The following is a 16,314-nucleotide window of genomic DNA, read 5'->3' on the forward strand; positions in this document are numbered from 1 at the left end:
AATACATCAACGGTTTCTACAATCCGCGCCGACGGCACTCAGCATTGGGTTGGAAAAGCCCCGTCGCTTTCGAGAGAAAAGTGGCCTAAAAGAGCTCTTGGGGCGGCACAAAAACGTGACAGGTCCATATTTTCTTGGGTACATTTGGCCCCATACATCAGGATCGACGTGAGTATTCGCGCTCTCCCTAATGTAATTTAGAATCGTAGATTCAGCTACATCACAGTTAAGTTCGACTGTTTTGGCCGCGATTTGTTTCGCAGTATCCGATCGCGTGGCACGCAGGTCAAAGTTATAGGCATCGCATACCGCTCCTATCAGGATTTTCTCCAAGCAAATCACTTTTCTCGTTAAAGCACTCTTTTCGCTCGGGTTTGCGGGACCTTCTGTGAGTTGCCTTATGCGGCGTTGCAGTTTCTTAATCTGATTGGCTTCTTCATTTTTATCATCGGTTGAGACAACAGACAGCGCTTCGACCTGTCGCTGTAGATTTTCATTTTCGTCGCCAAGCGCTGCAAGCCGTCGTTGTACGTCGCCTTGCGCTGTCGCCTGTGTCGCTCGTTCTTCCAAATCTCGCCTTAGCCGCGCATTCTCTTCCTGAAGGGAGGACAATTGATCCTGCTCCATGCCCCCAAAGACCTTCCTCTCAAACCCGACAGCTCGACGCCATGCCTCTGAGATGATGTAGCCGCATTTGTCCAGCCAGAGCACATAGTCCTTTGGAGCAGCCTTCTCAGAAATGTCGCCTACTTCAACCGCACGCCCCAGCATCCGAAATCGGTCATCCCGTTCCCGAATTGTATTGCCAAATTCGGGCTCTTGCCCGCGCCAGCTATCGGTGGTGAAAGGATCAAAGTTCAAGGATAGATCTATCGCTTCACGGGGTGTCCAATAAGGCCTACGCGCCCATTTGGTGATCAAGTGCCGTTCGCGCTGAAGATAGGCATCTGACAGCATCTCTTCGCGCAGCAGGGCAAAGTGCTGACCATCAAATCCGATGGGCCCTTGCGGCGTGATTGCCAGCCACCAATCGCTGTGGAAGGGCACACCGTTTTTCTCACCCCACCAGAGCCAATCTATTGGTGCCGCTGATCGTATTCCGTCGCTTGTTGTCCTTTCTAGCAGCGCGGCGATCGGTGCGATGTGCTCCTCAGCATCTGCGGCATCCGGTGATTGCCCTCCGCCAAGAGGAGCGCGTCTCTCGTGGTCCATGAAGCCTGATAGATCCAAGCTTGCATCAACGTTTCTGTTGGTTCGGCGGAAATAGAGGCCGCGTCTTTCATTTAGGCTTTAGTCCTGTCTTAGGTCATCAAGTTTGTCGGCCCACCACTCGGCAAGCTTGACGCGCTCCTCCCAATGCTGGCCTCGTGCATAGGCTCGGCGAATTTCATTTTTCTCGACATGCGCCAAGGCGCGTTCGATGGCATCAGGATGCCAAAGCCCGGATTCATTCGCCAACGTTGAAAAAACAGCCCTAAACCCATGCGCGGTCATTTCTTCTTTACCATACCCCATCCGACGCAAAGCTGCATTGAGTGTATTGTCACTCATCGACCGTTGCGCCGAACGTATAGAGGGAAACACAAGCTTTCCCCAACCTGTCAGCTCCCTGAGCTGGGCCAAAATGCCCAGCGCCTGGTGCGGCAGCGGAACAACATGCTCTCGACGCATCTTGGTGCGTTCCGACGGAATGGTCCAAGTAGCCCCTGCTTCATCGAACTCGTCCCAACTGGCAAGCCGCAACTCGCCGGGGCGTACGGCGGTGATCGAGAGGAGCTGCAAAGCAAACCTTGTCGCCCTTTGCCCGGAGAAGTCATCAATAGCACGCATCAGAGCACCGACTTCTATAGGATCGGTGATCGCGGCCCTATGCGTGACCTTATGCTGAATCAGAGCATCCTTGAGCCCAAAGGTTGGATCATTATCAACTTTGCCCAGCGCAATGGCATAGCGAAAAACGGCCCCAGCTGCGGAGCGCATACGTTTGGCGCTCTCGTGATTGCCTTTCTTCTAGACTTTGCGCAGCGGCACAAGGATGTCTTGTGCCGTGATCCGGCTAATGGGCATGTGCCCTATGTCGGCGTTGAGCAACCTGTGGAACCATTCCGTCTTCACAAGTGTCGCTTCAGCACGCCCCTCCTTGCGCTTCTTATCCAATAGTTCGCCCGCCAACAGCGCAAAGGTATCTTTTTGCACGGCAGCTTCATTGATTTGCTGCTCTTTGCGCTGCGCTGACGGATCGACACCGCTCGCCACAAAACTTCTCGCTTCATCCCGACGCATACGCGCTTGCGCCAAAATCACATCTGGATATTTGCCCAGCGCGAGCAGTTTTTCTTTACCGTGAAGCCGATACTTGAAGCGCCATAGCTTGCTGCCGCTCGGATTCACCAAAAGATACAGCCCATCGAAGTCCGCGCGCTTGAAGGGTTTGGCTTTAGGCTTGAGTGCCCGAATCTTCGCATCGCTCAAAACAGTCATGGGGTATCTTCCAAATTGCTACACGGCACGTACCCCCAGAGATACCCCCGATTGAGGCAGACTTGGCTGGACGTGGCAGGACAACATGGAACAAGACCAATATAAAAAACCTGCAAATACAGGCTACTATCAGACTAGATCGGACGCAATTGGAAGATTAAGTGGTGCCCCCACACGGACAATCGAACGCCCCCTTACTGGACAACCATCAGGAAAAACAACCGGTTACCTATAGGTTGCCTTCGGCAGAAGACCACTATGTATGCTGTGCAAGATAGGTTTAGTGTGCTTCGCTACTCGTGGTCAAGTGCTGCGGTTAGTGAAGGCTGAATGTTCAAAAAATGTATCCATTTTTCTCCTTACACCAGCACACTATAGCTGGAAGACAACCGGAAACTCAGCGAGTGTCACATACTAGGTAGCCGCCAGCACGACGATAAGTGTTGGGGCCTTTCTAGCAAAATTTCTATCTGGCAGCCGCCTGCCTCGCCAACTTATCGGCTTCCTCATTACGGAAGTCGCCATTGTGACCACGAACCCATCGCCATTGGACCGGTAAGCCCTCGGAGACGGAAAGAAGTTCCTCCCATTGCCGACGGTTCTTTACCGGTTGTCTGTTTGAAGTCAGCCAGCCATTAGCCTGCCAGTTGGCCAACCTTTCGTTCATTCCAAGGACCACATATTGGCTATCTGAAAAGACCGTTATTTTGGATTTTTCATCGCGCTTTATCTGACGTAATCCAGCGATAGCAGCGGCTAACTCCATTCGGTTGTTAGTGGTATCAGGCGAGTCGCCACACACGACCCGCTTCTTGACCTCGGTGTCGTCTTCGTAGCGGCGGACCACGGCAGCGAAGCCCCCTTTACCGGGATTGCCAGAGCAGCAACCGTCTGTGTGAATGGTAATTTCGACATTTGTCATATCGTATCTTTCTCTTGTGTTTGAGGCAGTGTCTTAGCTCTCTAGCTCGACACATTGTGGTTTCTGTCCCGTTCGAACGGCGTTGATGTATCGCCTGATCGAGAGGCCAAAGAACTTCTTCGTGTATGCGTCTGCGGCCTTCGTAACGTTCTTGCGGCTGTCTGCTTTTGGGGGCTTCATGTGAAGCTCAGGGTCCGTCAGGATGTTTCTGAGGCCCGCATCATGGGGAATGAAGGAGAGGATGTGCTGCATCATTCCAAGACGCTCATGAGGTGGTACTGAGTAGATCATCTCCGTGAGCCGTGCCGCACGCTCATAGTGCTTCCAAGAGCGTTGCTTGTTTTCAGCACTACGGTTTCCCCGAGCTGAATTTCTTGAGGCTTTGCGTTGGCATAGTCTTGAGCAATAAGCTTGATTGGACCTCTTGGGCGTGAATGAGGCACCGCATCCGGGGCACTGTGAACTTTCTATTTCAGACATGATTATTGGATCGACTGCGTCGAGTATGGCGAATTCCTTTCAGTGATTGTGGTGGTGACGTGAGTGTGAGGTCGGTTTTCGTCGCCAGACAGACCACTCAACTAAGGTTCATGTGAAAGCCGCCTGATGCTGTACTGGCCTACACAGGGTCTCAATCAGATACCCATATGAAGTCAGCGTTCACATGTGGCTCCGTCCTTGGAGACCCGAGGAGATTGTGAGCACTTAGAATGCTCTCCAAGGTCAACTCATCTGTTTGGTCATGACTGCGAAGCAGAAATTGGGGTCGCTCGTTAGCAGTCATTCCAAGGGTCTAACGGCGAAGCTCGGAGGACCTAAAATCTAGCATAGTGGATGTTCTATTGCTTGCGCAGGCGAAGCCGAAGCACCCTAGGGTGTATATTACATATGCGGAGGGCGGATTTCAGATCGCGGTGGCCAAAGCCTTCGAATTTCGCCCGCTCCTCTTCTTCGTGACCGACAATACGGTGTGACAGGCAAGCATCTTATGCTTGAGGCTCATTCGCCAAGGAGTAATGTTCACTCCGATCTGCTAATTGCGACGGTATCTATAGATCCACCCCTCTGCATAGATGCGTCGAATTTCACGTAGTATCTGCCGAGGGTCTCCGCTCCTCCGATTGGTTCGCATCTCGCGCTTTGAGCGCTAAATCAAATGTTCCCCGTCAAGCCACACTTAGATGCGCGCAAGCGGTCGTTTGGAGGTCAAATTACGGGTGACGTGGTAGATATCCTCGCTGTTCGTTTCTATTACATCTATGCTGTGGGTAGTGCAGCCGTTAGCGCTGTATCGCATTGGTCTATCGTATTCGCGTAGCTCGGTTCGGTGCCGTACAAGGGAACCAATCGAAGAGACCGTGAGGCCAATCAAACAAGGGGCTTTGGGTCTTTCGTCGGCGGGCAGGACAACACAAAGGCACAAACGGCACACACAAACAGCACACATTCAGGTCTCCCTCGGGTCGTTGCTATCTATGTTGTGGGGAGTGCCGAGAGGGCCGTGAAGGCAAAGGCTGCATACAATGACAGCAACGATGGGGGCTACGGGGGGAACGCGCAAACCTCTCTCTATATCTCTGGCTGTCAAATTTTTGCGGTGAAACAAAAGTGGTATCCATGAGCAAGAGCGGGCCGTTCCTGAGTAGGAAGTAACAAAGCCGCTCGACTCCTCCCACAACACTCAATGCCTGCTCTGGACGCAGCACATCCGTTAGGAACCGAACATCGTTGGCTTGGATGCCCAAATAGGCCTCGGTGCCACTATGCGCGTAGTTGTCCCGCCAGAACCTGCACATCTCCGCTCCTCGGACTCTCGCTTTGATGCTTGGCCCTTTGGGAATATCGAGGCGCTTTATTCCCATGTATTGAAAGCAGTCTCGCACGGAGAAGAAAGGCATCGCTTCATCTTCGTACTGGACCCATCGAACAAACTCCCGTGACTTAGGGTCTGTGACAACGCCGTATTCAGCATGTACTGTAGTCATGGTCGTTTGCCTTCTGTGTGTTCGTGACACAAGCCACATGAGTTCAACTCACTGGCCCCGATATGAGCGAAAAGAGAACTCTCAGGTTCCACTTTCTCGATCTCTTCAAGCTTCGCCTTAGCGTTCTCCCGCTCACCCTCAGAGGCCGCAGGGTCATCCCTCAGGGCACGCAAACGCTCCACCTTACGGAGGTCGTCAAGGGTGGCTGGACGGGTTTGTTGGGGTGGTTCCTTGGGGGTCTTCCCTAGCGCCAGAACCTCGCGGATGCTGTCGCAGCGGTCAAATGTCACTCGCGAGTTACATTTCGCCTCGGCTACCTTCATGTACTCATGCCCCCGCTTTCGCGTGAACATGCAGTGTTCCGCAATCCATGGGATAAACTCGCCATGCTTTAGTTCGGCTTTCACCTTGATCAGTTCTTCACCGATCTCCGCAGCGATTTCCTTAGCGGTGCGCCCTAGGCGCTGCACTTCGCGGTGCTTGGAGTTGACCGACACGGCAAGCCGCGCGGTCTCCGTAAGAGCCACGTTAGGGGCGCATTGAGGGAAGTCTTGAGTTGTCTCGAAGGCTGCTGCGGTGTGGTTCATGGGTGCCCCTTGTGGTTGTCGTCAAGGGCACGTAGAAAGCTTAAATTCATCGGTCAAGCATCTAATTTTGAACGAAAAAGATGAATGTTTGGGGCTGGTGACATGTAGTGACGCAAACCGTATCTAAGGGTCTGAAGTTGTTGTCACGCCGCCAGACACCCTATCTGGCGCAAACACAAAAAAAATCTTTGGTAGTCTTCACTCTTTTCGCCTGAGGTGACCAATACGAATTTGTATAGGCTCGACTCATAGACCAGTTCACAGCGTGCCCGAGGTTCGGCCCTAAGTTAATCCAATTAGCTTTGGCCCGGTCATATACGTTCACGGCGGAGTTTATGATCTCCCCCTTGGTTGGGATGACCCGCGCGGACTTAACGATCTTGCCTGTCGCAACTTTCTCTTCGTTCTCAACGTAGCCACCGTCCTTGCGGATGGAAGGCAGGACCGTACTGAAGACCCAATCTTGGAACTCTTTGGCTTTCGGGTTCTTTCGTTGGGCGCGCAGGATACATTCTTACAAGCCTCGCTTTGAGATCAGTTTGTTTGGACGTGATCGTGCCACGCTAGACAGATTCCGTGCTCTAACTTCCGAAGTTTGAAGGTTAGAGTGAACTTAGCGCACCTGACGCGCTAACCTCTTTCTTAACTAGCAGGGCCTTCTCGTTGACCACATTATTCGGTCGTGCACGCTTGGCTGTTGAGAGCTTTTTGCGGCTAGCTTCACTTGAAGTTAATCTAGAGTCGGCCTTGGTTACGTTCTTGAGATTTAGGGCAGCATAAGCGTCCGCTGCTGCAAACCACGGCTCCCCTTCAATTTCGACGCTATGGAGATCGAAGCCACGAAAGTTGAAGTTCTCTTAACTAGCCCAGACTCCAAAACGCAACGACACTATTCAGATCTCATGTACAATGTTTGGGATGCAGCATTTTCGATGTCAGTTTTGTACTGTCGCATTAGTCCCGTTATTTCCTCGACAAGCGCATTGAACTCCCGCCCTTCAATGTCCAAGAACTCGCCATGTGCAATCTTGTTGCGTCGCGCGACCAAACTCGAATCAATCAGATTATACTTCGTCTCATAAAATGCTGTGTCGATGTCCAACGAGGTAGCAATATTGGAAAAAACTTTGGAAGTTAGATTTGACCCTGTGTTGATCGCAGCATGAATTGGGAGTTTGGCCGTTTCATCGAGATGCGAGAAAACAAAGTCCATAGCCTCGACATTCGCCGATGATTTACGGCTTTCGACTAAGGTATCAAGCTTCCCTTTCATGCCGAAGACCACAAAACAGGTTTTCAATTCTTTATATTTGAGCGATCTACTTTCGACGTACTCCAGATAGATTTCAGAAGATTTTTTTACAAAGCCCTCCCAATGCGCATATAGTAAAGCGACACCGGCGCGAATAAAGGGTTTTCGCTTTGACCCGTTCTCTCCTGCACCTCCTTTGAAAACGGCTATTTCCTTAATGCGCCAAGCCATATCGTGGTCTAGCGCAGACTGCATCTCGTCAAGCGTCCGAACACTCGCCATAAGTGTTCCTCACGGCTTCATGAGTGTGGCTGCGATTGGCAACAGATTTGACAGACGTGTCGTACCGCGGACGCCTGCACCAGAATTGTTATTGAATGTCTCATTGTTCCAAAGCTCTTTTGTTTTTTCCTGCAAAAACAAATTTCGGTCCTCAGATTCCATCGCTTCTAAATCATCCAAATTCCTGGAGACACCGGTTGCTACAACCTCAAACAGGGACATCAGGAAACTTCTGGTGAATTTCTTGCCATTCCATTTACGAAACGCGTCGGCACCCAGAGCATCATCGAGATAGTCGAATGTCTTCTCGAACGCCTTACCCTCTTGTTTCATATTCAGCGTCTTAGACGAAGCCAATTTAAATAACGCAGTATCTAAGTATTCATGTACGTCCAACCCGCTTTCGTATGGTACATGACGGAAGGCAACAAGCCTCAATACCAATTCAGTTCCAGCCTCTTTTTCCAGCGCAGAATCGGTCTGGCGTGTGGTTGTGACAAAAGAGGGATGTTTAGAAAGCTGGATGAGCCACTCATAAAATCCGGGGTTAATTGAGACGGCAATACTGTTGCGAACCTCTTGTTCGGACAAGCTTGCACCACCTGTATTCAAACGCTGAAAGAGTTCATATTTTGCTGTTCCAGCGCTTTCCGCCTTCAAAATTTCGACGCGTAGCCGTGATCTCTTGATCTCGATTTGAAGTTTGCTCCCCAACCCGTCATCAGTGTCTGGACTTGAAGGTTTCCAACGCTTCCCATTTAGACTAGGCAAAAACCGTGTACCGTTCAGAATCAATGGCCCCAATTCGGTGGCGCGTGCGCCGGTCAAATCGCCCGTAAGCTGCAAAACAGTTGAGATGCGTTGTAAGCCGTCGATAAGCTCCCACACTCCATCTGCATCCTGATAAACAAAGATAGGAGGAACAGGGATGCCTAGCAAAAGTGACTCTATAAATCGAGTCTTTCTCTGATCATCCCAGCGAAATAGTCGTTGAAAGGCTGGGTCAATTTTTAGCTCTTCGTCCTTATAAAGGTTTATCACTTCTCCCAGCGACATCTCATAACCATCGGTAACGACTTCTTGGCGCGCCTTTTCCACTTCGGTGATCAAAGTCATGAGATTCGCCGTCCTTTCTTCTAAAAGCTCCAAACACAGGAGCTCATGTTTTGACTACTAGACGGAACAAAAAACAGAGGAACTACAGAATTTCAACCTATTGTAGCGAACCGCGGAGACAAACCCGCTATTGCAGCGAGGCAAAGTCAGCCGCGCAACTCAGTGTCGAGAGGAAATAGTGCCTTCTTCAGCCACTTACGGTCCACCTCAAGCCTATCCTCAACACCACCATAAGTCGCAGCGCCAACGTCTTCGATTGCGTGGCCCAACACACGGTCAATGACGATCTGCTCAGCCCCCGCTGATCTCAGCTTGGCGGCAACCCTGTGACGTAGACCATAAGGTGTCTGACGGTCATTTGTGCGGTAGTCCCCGAGGTACTTCTTGGGGATTGTACTCAAACACCAGCCTTGACCATCCACTCTGCGGCCACCTTCATCCGCGCCTGAGCGCTGCCGTAGGTGCTCTCTGCGATACCCGTTTGACTGTGCCCTAAGATACCCCGATAGACCTCTGAGGGTGCCCCTGCGAGCCTTAGCCTGTCTTGAAGCGCGTGGCGAAGGCCATGAACTGAGAACCTTTTGTCCTTCGTCGTCTTCCTCAAATGCTTCATCAACGCGGCGCTCATTTTGTCGGCTCCCCTCTCCTTCGCATATCGTGGGAAAACCGCAGTGGTCTTCTTCCCATCAGAAAGACTTACCAGCCCTTGAGCGGCACCGAGTGCTTCACCGACCAAAGGTACAGAGCGCACCGAAGAGGTCGTTTTAAGCCCCCTAACGCTGTTGGGTCGGATATGAATGCACGGCGTATGTGCAACCAGATCAATGTCAGCCAGAGTAAGCCCTGCAATCTCGCCAAGTCTTGCTCCGGTCCCTGCAAGGATGGTCCACGCTCGCCGCAAATCTTCGCTATCGGCCTCCTGAAGGCTCCCCTTAACGAAAGCCACGTGGTCGTCACTCAAAGGCAACTTGGCATCAACAGCCGCGACTTGATGTTTCGGAAGTTCCAGTTTCTCAAACGGATTTCGAAAACCTTCGACGTCCATTTCAAGCGCCGCACGGTTGACCATAGCGCGGGCGATTGTGATCTCCTTCTCTACGCTCCCAACAGCCATTGGCTTGCCTGCTTTGGTCTTGCGAGAAAGAAGGTGGTCAAGGAAGCGTTGCCCATGTTCACGTCGAAGCTCCGTAAGTTTGATCTTGCCCAAATCTCCAATGGCTTCGGCGAGACGAGACGCAGTGCGATCAAGCCGGATACTGTCATTCTTACTCATGCGTTTCACTGTACGGTACTTCTCAACGGCTTCACTCAAAGAGGGCGCGTTATCGGCAACTGATGGGACATTGAGCGGCTGTTGAGGGAAGATCTTTGCTCCATCGACCAAGGAGGCAGTATCTTCCTCACGTGAAGCCGCTACAGGCGCGCGAACGAGATCATTGGCCGTCATTAAGGCTTCATGCCAGCGAGTCATCAGAGGCCTTGGGTCACGCTCGCCTAGCTTTCCACGCGTGTCTGAGACTATCCGATCAAACTCCGCCATAATCGCCTGATACTCGCTCTGAAAGGCGATGCCTTCACGATTCCGAATGTGAACCTGAAGGAACCCCTGACCGAGATTCTCAGCGACTTCTTTGGGGAACCTACGGCGAAACCGCAGCACGCCATTTGCCAGCGTGTCCACGTGCCGAATCTTCATCGTCAAAGCCATCTTGTGTGCTCCGTGTGTGTGCCAAAGTGTGCTGCACAACACGGCAAAAGATGGAATAAGCCCTTGTTTAAAGGGGGGTACGAACGATTTTCCTGAAGGTGATGGTGCCCCCACACGGACTCGAACCGCGGACCTACTGATTACAAATCAGTTGCTCTACCAGCTGAGCTATAGGGGCACTGGAGCTTCGTCTAAGGGTTTGGCGCGGGGGCTGCAAGAGGTTTTTTTATCTATTTGCACGCGCAAGCAATCCAACCGCGACAAGTCCGACCAAGACGATCAAAATTGCGCCCGGGCTGGCGTCGCCGAGGTTCTCCAAACTGGCTTGTTCATGCACCCGTGTGGCCAATGTATCAAAGTTAAATGGCCGCAACAGCATGGTCGCGGGCAGCTCTTTCACGCAATCGACAAACACCAAAAGCAGCGCAGAACCGATCGAGGCACGCACCAATGGCAGATAAATTTCCCAAAGCACTTGCGCCCGACTGCGGCCCAATGAGCGTGCCGCGAGGGGCAGACTTGGCGCGACTCGCCCCATCGCCCCATCTGCGGCCCCCTGCGCAATCGCAAAGAATCGCACACAATAGGCCAGAATCAGGGCAAACGACGTGCCCGTCAGCACAAGCCCGGTCGGGCTGCCGGTCAACGCCTCGATGAAATCTGCAAGTGTGTGATCCATCGCAGCCAGAGGCAGCAGAATGCCAACCCCCAGCACCGCCCCCGGTGCGGCGTAACCAATCGTCGTGATGGGCAGCAAAAGACGCGGCAGGCTGCGGCCAGACAGGCGCACACCATATACCATAAAGACCCCTGCAGTTACTGTCAGCGCAGCTGCGATTCCACCCACGCGCAGCGTATTGAGCAGCGCCGTCAACAGCGCAGGATCCTGCCAGCGGTCCAGATTGCCAATCGCTTGATGGGCAATCACCGAAAACGGCAGCACAAAGCCCAGCGCAAAGGGCAACAAACAAAAGGCAAAGGCCAGGGCACTGGGCAAACCACGCAGATGCGTGCGCTCTGGCGCACGCTGACGGGTGCTCAGATTAAAGAACTGCACTTTCCGGCGGCTCACCTTTTCCATCGTGACCAAGACAATCACCAGCATCAGCACCACACTGGAAAGCTGCGCAGCACCGCCTGCGTTGTTGCTTTCCAGCCAGACGCTAAAAATGCCTGTGGTCAGGGTCTGCACCGCAAAATAATCCACCGTGCCAAAATCATTCACCGTTTCCATCATCACAATGGCCGTGCCTGCTGCGATCGCTGGGCGCGCCAGCGGCAGGCCGATCCGCCAGAACCGGGCAAAGGCACCTGCCCCCAATGAACGTGCGACTTCTTCGCCTGCCCCGGATTGCTCGCGAAACGCGGCGCGCGCCAAGATGTACACATAAGGAAACAGCGCCGCCGACAGCACCAGAACCGCAGCCCCCATCGACCTGATTTCAGGGAACCAATAATCCCGGCTGGTCTGCCAGCCAAACAGCGTGCGCAGGCCGGTTTGCACAGGCCCGGCATATTCAAGGAAATCGACCAGTGCATAAGCGCCGACATAGGCCGGGATCGCGAGCGGCAGCAACAGCGCCCATTCGATCCAGCGCGCGCCCAAAAACCGATAGCGAGAGACAAGCCAGGCCGTCGTGGCCCCCATCGTTGCCGCCAGCGTCCCGACAGACACCATCAGAATCAAGGTATTGCGCATATAGCGCGGCAATGTGGTCGACATCATATGTGGCCAGATGTTTTCCACCGGGTGAAAAGCAATCCAGACCACAGCCAGAATAGGTGCCAGCACAAGGGCAGCAATGATCAGCGCCCCAACAGACCAGGCATCCAGCCATGGCAAGCGCCGCAAGGCTCCGCCAGCGTCAGAAGCAGTCAATTCGGCGCCAGCCTGGGTCGAGGAAGCGGTAGTTTTCACGGTGTTTTCCTTTGTAAGGCCTTTCTGTTGCCTGAATCTGGTTTCACTGTCCAGAATCGAAGCTATACTTAGCGCAAGCACAATCCAAAAACGAAAAGAACATGCAGATTGTCCTACACGCAGGCGCACACTACACCGATGAGGGAAAACTGCTTCGCAGCCTTTCTCAGGACGAGGCGTTGCTTGCACGCCATGGCATCGCATTGCCGCGGCCAAGCAGCTATCGGCGCCAGTTGCGCGACACACTTTCCAATATGGCAAACGAAGTTCTGGCCACAGACCACAAGGGGGCCCTGCTCTCTGGCATGATCGGGACGTCCACTCCCGAGCGCCTTGTGATGTCAAACGACAATTTCTTCGGCGTGCCCCGACGCGTTATTCGCAACAACACCTTCTTTCCAAATGCAACTGATCGCATGTGCGGCTTGTCGAAGCTGTTTTACGGAGAAGAGGTCGAGATCTTTCTCTCTATTCGCAACCCGGCGACCTTTGTGCCGGCACTGGTGCGCGCCGCACCGCGCCACAGCGTTGAGGAGATCACCGACAATTGTGATCCGATGCTGCTGCGCTGGTCGGAGCTGATTTTGCGCATGCGTGAAGCGGTCCCGCATATGCCGATCACCGTGTGGTGCAATGAAGACACGCCGCTGATCTGGGAAGAAGTGCTGCGCGAAATGGCCGGTCTTGATCCCAACACGCCGATGTCAGGCGGAATGGATCTGCTGCACGATATCATGAGCGAGGAAGGTTTCACACGCCTGACCAAATTCATGGCGGACAATCCTGGAGTAACGGAAATTCAGAAACGCCGGATATATGCAGCCTTCCTTGATAAATTTGCCATTGAAGACGAAATCGAAGAAGAGCTCGACCTGCCCGGCTGGACGTCAGACATGGTTGAAGACATGTCAGATGCTTACGACGAAGACGTCTTTCACATCGGGCGCATTCCCGGTGTGACCTTGCTTCACCCCTGACATTTCAAAACCCTGACACCTCAAAAAACAAAACGGCCCCCAAAGGAGCCGTTCCAATCCGTGTGAACTCTGCGACTGCGCAGGTTATCCCATGCCAAGCGCCGCTTTGTACATGTCGATCACTGCCTCTTGCTCGGCAATGTCGTTTGGATCCTGCTTGCGCTCGCGCAGTATTGTGCGGATCGCCTTCACATCAAATCCACGGCCTTTCATCTCAGCAAAGACCTCTTTGATCTGCTCAGACACTTCTTTCTTTTCTTCTTCCAAACGCTCCACGCGCTCGATGAATTGCTTCAGCTCCTGACCGGTGACGCTGTATTGGGAGTCTGACGATGTGCCTTCGCTCATAAGTGACCTCTTGTCTTGCCTGATGCGCGTGTTCGGGACATCCCGCAACACCCACGACGCCTGCTCAGACGCCAATTAATAAGGCCCGTATAGACCGTAAAGCGCGCTGCCATGCAAGAGGCACTCCGCGCGCATCGGCCAATTCTCTCGCAACGTGGGGCCTCTGCCCCGGTTTGTCGCACCAGGCGCGCCCATGCTTGATCCCTGCCCCACAATCCGCTAGGCGCTTTTCACGGCTGACGCGGCCCCAACGGCCCGGCCTCGCAATTGAAGGAACACCACATGCAATGGATGATCTGGGGCGGCGCCCTCTTGTCGCTGATTGGTCTGCTGGGCCTCATGCTCTCCATCGTGAAAGTCGCCAAGGCCAAACGCGCTGGCCTCTCTGACGAAGAGCTGCGCGCAGCCGTTCAGAAAGTTGTGCCGCTCAACATGGGGGCGCTGTTTCTGTCCGTCATCGGCCTTATGGTGGTGATGGTTGGGATTTCTTTCTCTTAACCACCTGTCGGCGCATTCAAACTGTCAAATCCGCGCGCCTCTCTTATCAACTCATCAAATATAGGCTCAGGCTGCCACTGCGCCTGCCCCCCTTCGGCCAAAACCCGCAACTGCGTGCGCAATGGGATCAATCCCATCTGGTCGCTTGCCATCATTGGCCCGCCCCGCCAACGCGGGAAGCCAAACCCGTGGATCATAGCAACGTCGATCTCAGCTGGGGCTTTCACGACCCCGCGGCGCAACAGCTGCGCACCGGCATTGGCCATGGCCGCCAGACAGGTGCGTATCACATCTGCTTCCTTGCGTCCGGTCTTGGGCATGGGGCGGCTGTCCTCCGCCAAGGCCGCTGTCAAAAGGTCCTGCGTGTGCGCATCCTCCGCCCCCAGCGGGTGTTCTGCGGAATAGAGATACCATCCCTTCCGCATATCGCGCCCTTCGCGCCCGCTGTCATACAATGTGGCCGACAGGCTGGCCCCAGCCGCCCGCAATCCTGGGGCGTTCAACCCCAACGCATCCGCCACCTGAAACGGCCCACGCGCTATGCCCCAGCGCTGTAGAATGCGGTCAATCTCGTAGGGGTCGCCCCCCATACGCAACAGATCTTCCCCGGCCGCCACACAGGCTCCCATGACCGTCTGGCCGATCAAGCCCACTTGTGCCGCAGCTTGCACGGGGAAGAGCCCCATTCTGGTCAGAACATCAAAACAGGTGGCGATCGCAACCGTGGAGGTGTGCGTCCCCACAGCGACCTCTGCCCCTGACGTGCGCAGATACAGATTGGGCACATAAAGCCCCAACAGATCTTCCGGGCTTTCCGTGGCTTGCGCCAAAATCTCAAGCGGCGCCTCTGGATCATGAACGACAATCAGGGTGCCGTCCTCCACAATGCCATCCAGCTGCGTTACCAGTTGGCGGGATACCTCGCGGCCAAGCCCCACCGCATCAATCACCATTTCAACGGCACGCAGCGCCACCAGATCCTTACGAATCGACAGCGCCGCGCGCATCTTGTCTGACTGATCAGGCGAAATCTGGCCGCGCTCCAGCTGGCGGTTCAGCACTGCGTCTATCCGCTTGTAGGCCAGCTCAAGTGCCACCGGCAGCTGGGCGACCAACATCACCTCAAACCCTGCGCGCAACCCAGCCAGCGCAAGTTCGGCCCCCAGACGGTCACGCCCCACGATCACACCGAGCCTGCGCACGGCCCGCGCAGGCACCCCTGCCGCAGCCGACAGCCGCACATCTTTCCGCTCCGCCAACGCCACATGCTGCAACGCTTTTCGCTGCGGCCCGTTCAACAATTCCTCAAAACGATCTCTCTCAAAGTCCAGCCCCACATCAATTGGCAGGAGTGGCGCCACACGCACACATTCCACAATCGCATGCGCAGCATCCTGCCCCTGTGCGGGCAACCGCTTACGCCAGGCATCAATCGTGGCCTGATGCCCGGCAAAATCGCTGATCCCCTTGGTCACATCCCGCGTCGGTCGGGCCGGTTTGAACGTCGCGATACAGGTCAATGCAAACAGCACTGCCGCCTCGTCCACCTCGCCATCAGCGATATCATCCACCACGGCCGTCATTTCTGGCGCATCGGGGGACAAAACAGCCCCTGCCAGCAAGAGTTTCAGCGCCGCATCCGCGCCCATGAGACGGGGCGCGCGTTGCGTCGCACCAGCACCGGGAATCACCCCCAGCGCAACCTCTGGCATGGCAAATTGTGTGCCCCTGTCCGCCACGCGATAATGACAGGCCAGTGCAAACTCCAGCCCCCCTCCCACAACAGCGCCGGACAAACCAATCACCACGGGCTTAGACGCAGCCTCCACTGCGTTGCACAGATCAGCAAGCCGCAGCGGGTTCTTGGGGGCGCCAATTTCGGCATAGTCGCTCCCCCCTGCAAAATCACCTGCCGCCCCAATCAAGGCAATCGCGCCAACCATTTGATCGTCCAAGGCACGCAGGAGCGCTTCCTGCACGGCGAGACGCACGGGCGCGCCGCGCAGCTCTGCGGGCGGCTTTTGCAGAGAAAGGATCGCAACCCCTCCCTCGATACGGTAGTCTAACAACTGCGTCATGCCTCAACCCTGACAACTCTATTGTGCAAGTCTTTGTGTTTTCAGAGTTTAGCGGCCTGCCTCTCCTGCGCAAGCCTGAGTTCGCGGCCACACGGGCATGAACGCACAGCAACGGGCAAACCACCCCTTGAAACATATGCAGATTTTATTATATGTGCAGCC

At 54.3% G+C, this 16,314-nt stretch carries 15 protein-coding genes and 1 tRNA gene; 2 read left to right on the top strand and 14 right to left on the bottom strand.

Annotated elements, in window-relative coordinates:
• Positions 1-6: 6 nt before the first annotated feature.
• The 12 genes from J7413_RS06910 to J7413_RS06960 form a co-directional block, all read right to left on the bottom strand.
• Complete coding sequence (locus J7413_RS06910; RefSeq protein ID WP_209097352.1) at positions 7-861, bottom strand: hypothetical protein; 855 nt, start codon at positions 859-861, stop codon at positions 7-9.
• Positions 862-1,290: 429 nt separating this feature from the next.
• The gene (locus J7413_RS20480) at positions 1,291-1,980 is read right to left on the bottom strand and encodes a site-specific integrase (RefSeq protein ID WP_247743385.1); all 690 of its coding nucleotides are present in this window, start codon (positions 1,978-1,980) and stop codon (positions 1,291-1,293) included.
• Between the two features lie 30 nt (positions 1,981-2,010).
• Positions 2,011-2,481, bottom strand: coding sequence for an Arm DNA-binding domain-containing protein (locus J7413_RS20485; protein WP_247743386.1), 471 nt, complete (start codon positions 2,479-2,481; stop codon positions 2,011-2,013).
• A 466-nt stretch (positions 2,482-2,947) separates the two neighbouring features.
• Complete coding sequence (rnhA, locus tag J7413_RS06920; RefSeq protein WP_209097353.1) at positions 2,948-3,403, bottom strand: ribonuclease HI; 456 nt, start codon at positions 3,401-3,403, stop codon at positions 2,948-2,950.
• Between the two features lie 33 nt (positions 3,404-3,436).
• Positions 3,437-3,658, bottom strand: a complete 222-nt coding sequence (locus tag J7413_RS06925; protein WP_209097354.1) for a hypothetical protein — start codon at positions 3,656-3,658, stop codon at positions 3,437-3,439.
• A gap of 1,726 nt (positions 3,659-5,384) precedes the next feature.
• On the bottom strand, positions 5,385-5,975 hold the full coding sequence (locus tag J7413_RS06930) for a DUF3102 domain-containing protein (protein ID WP_209097355.1): 591 nt from the start codon (positions 5,973-5,975) through the stop codon (positions 5,385-5,387).
• A gap of 889 nt (positions 5,976-6,864) precedes the next feature.
• Positions 6,865-7,509 carry an MAE_28990/MAE_18760 family HEPN-like nuclease gene (locus tag J7413_RS06935; protein ID WP_247743387.1) on the bottom strand — a complete coding sequence of 215 codons (645 nt, stop codon included), beginning with the start codon at positions 7,507-7,509 and terminating at the stop codon, positions 6,865-6,867.
• Positions 7,510-7,518: 9 nt separating this feature from the next.
• On the bottom strand, positions 7,519-8,625 hold the full coding sequence (locus J7413_RS06940; RefSeq protein WP_209097356.1) for a DUF262 domain-containing protein: 1,107 nt from the start codon (positions 8,623-8,625) through the stop codon (positions 7,519-7,521).
• Positions 8,626-8,771: 146 nt separating this feature from the next.
• Positions 8,772-9,026 (bottom strand): hypothetical protein, encoded by a 255-nt coding sequence (locus J7413_RS06945; protein WP_209097357.1) that lies wholly within the window; start codon positions 9,024-9,026, stop codon positions 8,772-8,774.
• A complete protein-coding gene (locus J7413_RS06950; protein ID WP_209097358.1) occupies positions 9,023-10,333 on the bottom strand; it encodes a tyrosine-type recombinase/integrase in 1,311 nt (436 codons plus the stop codon). The genes J7413_RS06945 and J7413_RS06950 overlap by 4 nt, the downstream gene beginning before the upstream one ends.
• A 102-nt stretch (positions 10,334-10,435) precedes the next feature.
• A tRNA-Thr gene (locus tag J7413_RS06955) sits at positions 10,436-10,511 on the bottom strand.
• Between the two features lie 48 nt (positions 10,512-10,559).
• A complete protein-coding gene (locus J7413_RS06960) occupies positions 10,560-12,212 on the bottom strand; it encodes an iron ABC transporter permease (protein ID WP_247743409.1) in 1,653 nt (550 codons plus the stop codon).
• 140 nt (positions 12,213-12,352) lie between these two features.
• Here J7413_RS06960 and J7413_RS06965 point away from each other — a divergent pair, with 140 nt between their 5' ends.
• Positions 12,353-13,228: a hypothetical protein gene (locus tag J7413_RS06965; protein ID WP_209097735.1), complete on the top strand. Its 876-nt coding sequence runs from the start codon at positions 12,353-12,355 to the stop codon at positions 13,226-13,228.
• 84 nt (positions 13,229-13,312) lie between these two features.
• On the opposite strand, the gene J7413_RS06970 is transcribed toward J7413_RS06965, so the two are convergent.
• Positions 13,313-13,576 (bottom strand): DUF2312 domain-containing protein, encoded by a 264-nt coding sequence (locus tag J7413_RS06970; protein ID WP_209063099.1) that lies wholly within the window; start codon positions 13,574-13,576, stop codon positions 13,313-13,315.
• A 282-nt stretch (positions 13,577-13,858) separates the two neighbouring features.
• On the opposite strand from J7413_RS06970, the gene J7413_RS06975 reads away from it, so the two are divergent.
• Positions 13,859-14,074 carry a hypothetical protein gene (locus J7413_RS06975; protein WP_209063101.1) on the top strand — a complete coding sequence of 72 codons (216 nt, stop codon included), beginning with the start codon at positions 13,859-13,861 and terminating at the stop codon, positions 14,072-14,074.
• On the opposite strand, the gene J7413_RS06980 is transcribed toward J7413_RS06975, so the two are convergent.
• Positions 14,071-16,152, bottom strand: a complete 2,082-nt coding sequence (locus J7413_RS06980; protein WP_209097360.1) for an enoyl-CoA hydratase-related protein — start codon at positions 16,150-16,152, stop codon at positions 14,071-14,073. The genes J7413_RS06975 and J7413_RS06980 overlap by 4 nt on opposite strands.
• Between the last annotated feature and the right edge of the window lie 162 nt (positions 16,153-16,314).

The sequence above is a fragment of the Shimia sp. R10_1 genome, from assembly GCF_017744095.1.
GTDB lineage: Bacteria > Pseudomonadota > Alphaproteobacteria > Rhodobacterales > Rhodobacteraceae > Shimia.

What these genes read in the sequence shown, in the direction of transcription:
- J7413_RS06970 (WP_209063099.1), bottom strand. Translation starts at nt 13,576, where the DNA reads ATGAGCGAAGGCACATCGTCAGACTCCCAATACAGCGTCACCGGTCAG.
- J7413_RS06980 (WP_209097360.1), bottom strand. Translation starts at nt 16,152, where the DNA reads ATGACGCAGTTGTTAGACTACCGTATCGAGGGAGGGGTTGCGATCCTT.
- J7413_RS06930 (WP_209097355.1), bottom strand. Translation starts at nt 5,975, where the DNA reads ATGAACCACACCGCAGCAGCCTTCGAGACAACTCAAGACTTCCCTCAA.
- J7413_RS06925 (WP_209097354.1), bottom strand. Translation starts at nt 3,658, where the DNA reads ATGATGCAGCACATCCTCTCCTTCATTCCCCATGATGCGGGCCTCAGA.
- J7413_RS06935 (WP_247743387.1), bottom strand. Translation starts at nt 7,509, where the DNA reads ATGGCGAGTGTTCGGACGCTTGACGAGATGCAGTCTGCGCTAGACCAC.
- J7413_RS06975 (WP_209063101.1), top strand. Translation starts at nt 13,859, where the DNA reads ATGCAATGGATGATCTGGGGCGGCGCCCTCTTGTCGCTGATTGGTCTG.
- J7413_RS20480 (WP_247743385.1), bottom strand. Translation starts at nt 1,980, where the DNA reads ATGCGCTCCGCAGCTGGGGCCGTTTTTCGCTATGCCATTGCGCTGGGC.
- J7413_RS06950 (WP_209097358.1), bottom strand. Translation starts at nt 10,333, where the DNA reads ATGGCTTTGACGATGAAGATTCGGCACGTGGACACGCTGGCAAATGGC.
- J7413_RS06965 (WP_209097735.1), top strand. Translation starts at nt 12,353, where the DNA reads ATGCAGATTGTCCTACACGCAGGCGCACACTACACCGATGAGGGAAAA.
- J7413_RS06940 (WP_209097356.1), bottom strand. Translation starts at nt 8,625, where the DNA reads ATGACTTTGATCACCGAAGTGGAAAAGGCGCGCCAAGAAGTCGTTACC.
- J7413_RS20485 (WP_247743386.1), bottom strand. Translation starts at nt 2,481, where the DNA reads ATGACTGTTTTGAGCGATGCGAAGATTCGGGCACTCAAGCCTAAAGCC.
- rnhA (WP_209097353.1), bottom strand. Translation starts at nt 3,403, where the DNA reads ATGACAAATGTCGAAATTACCATTCACACAGACGGTTGCTGCTCTGGC.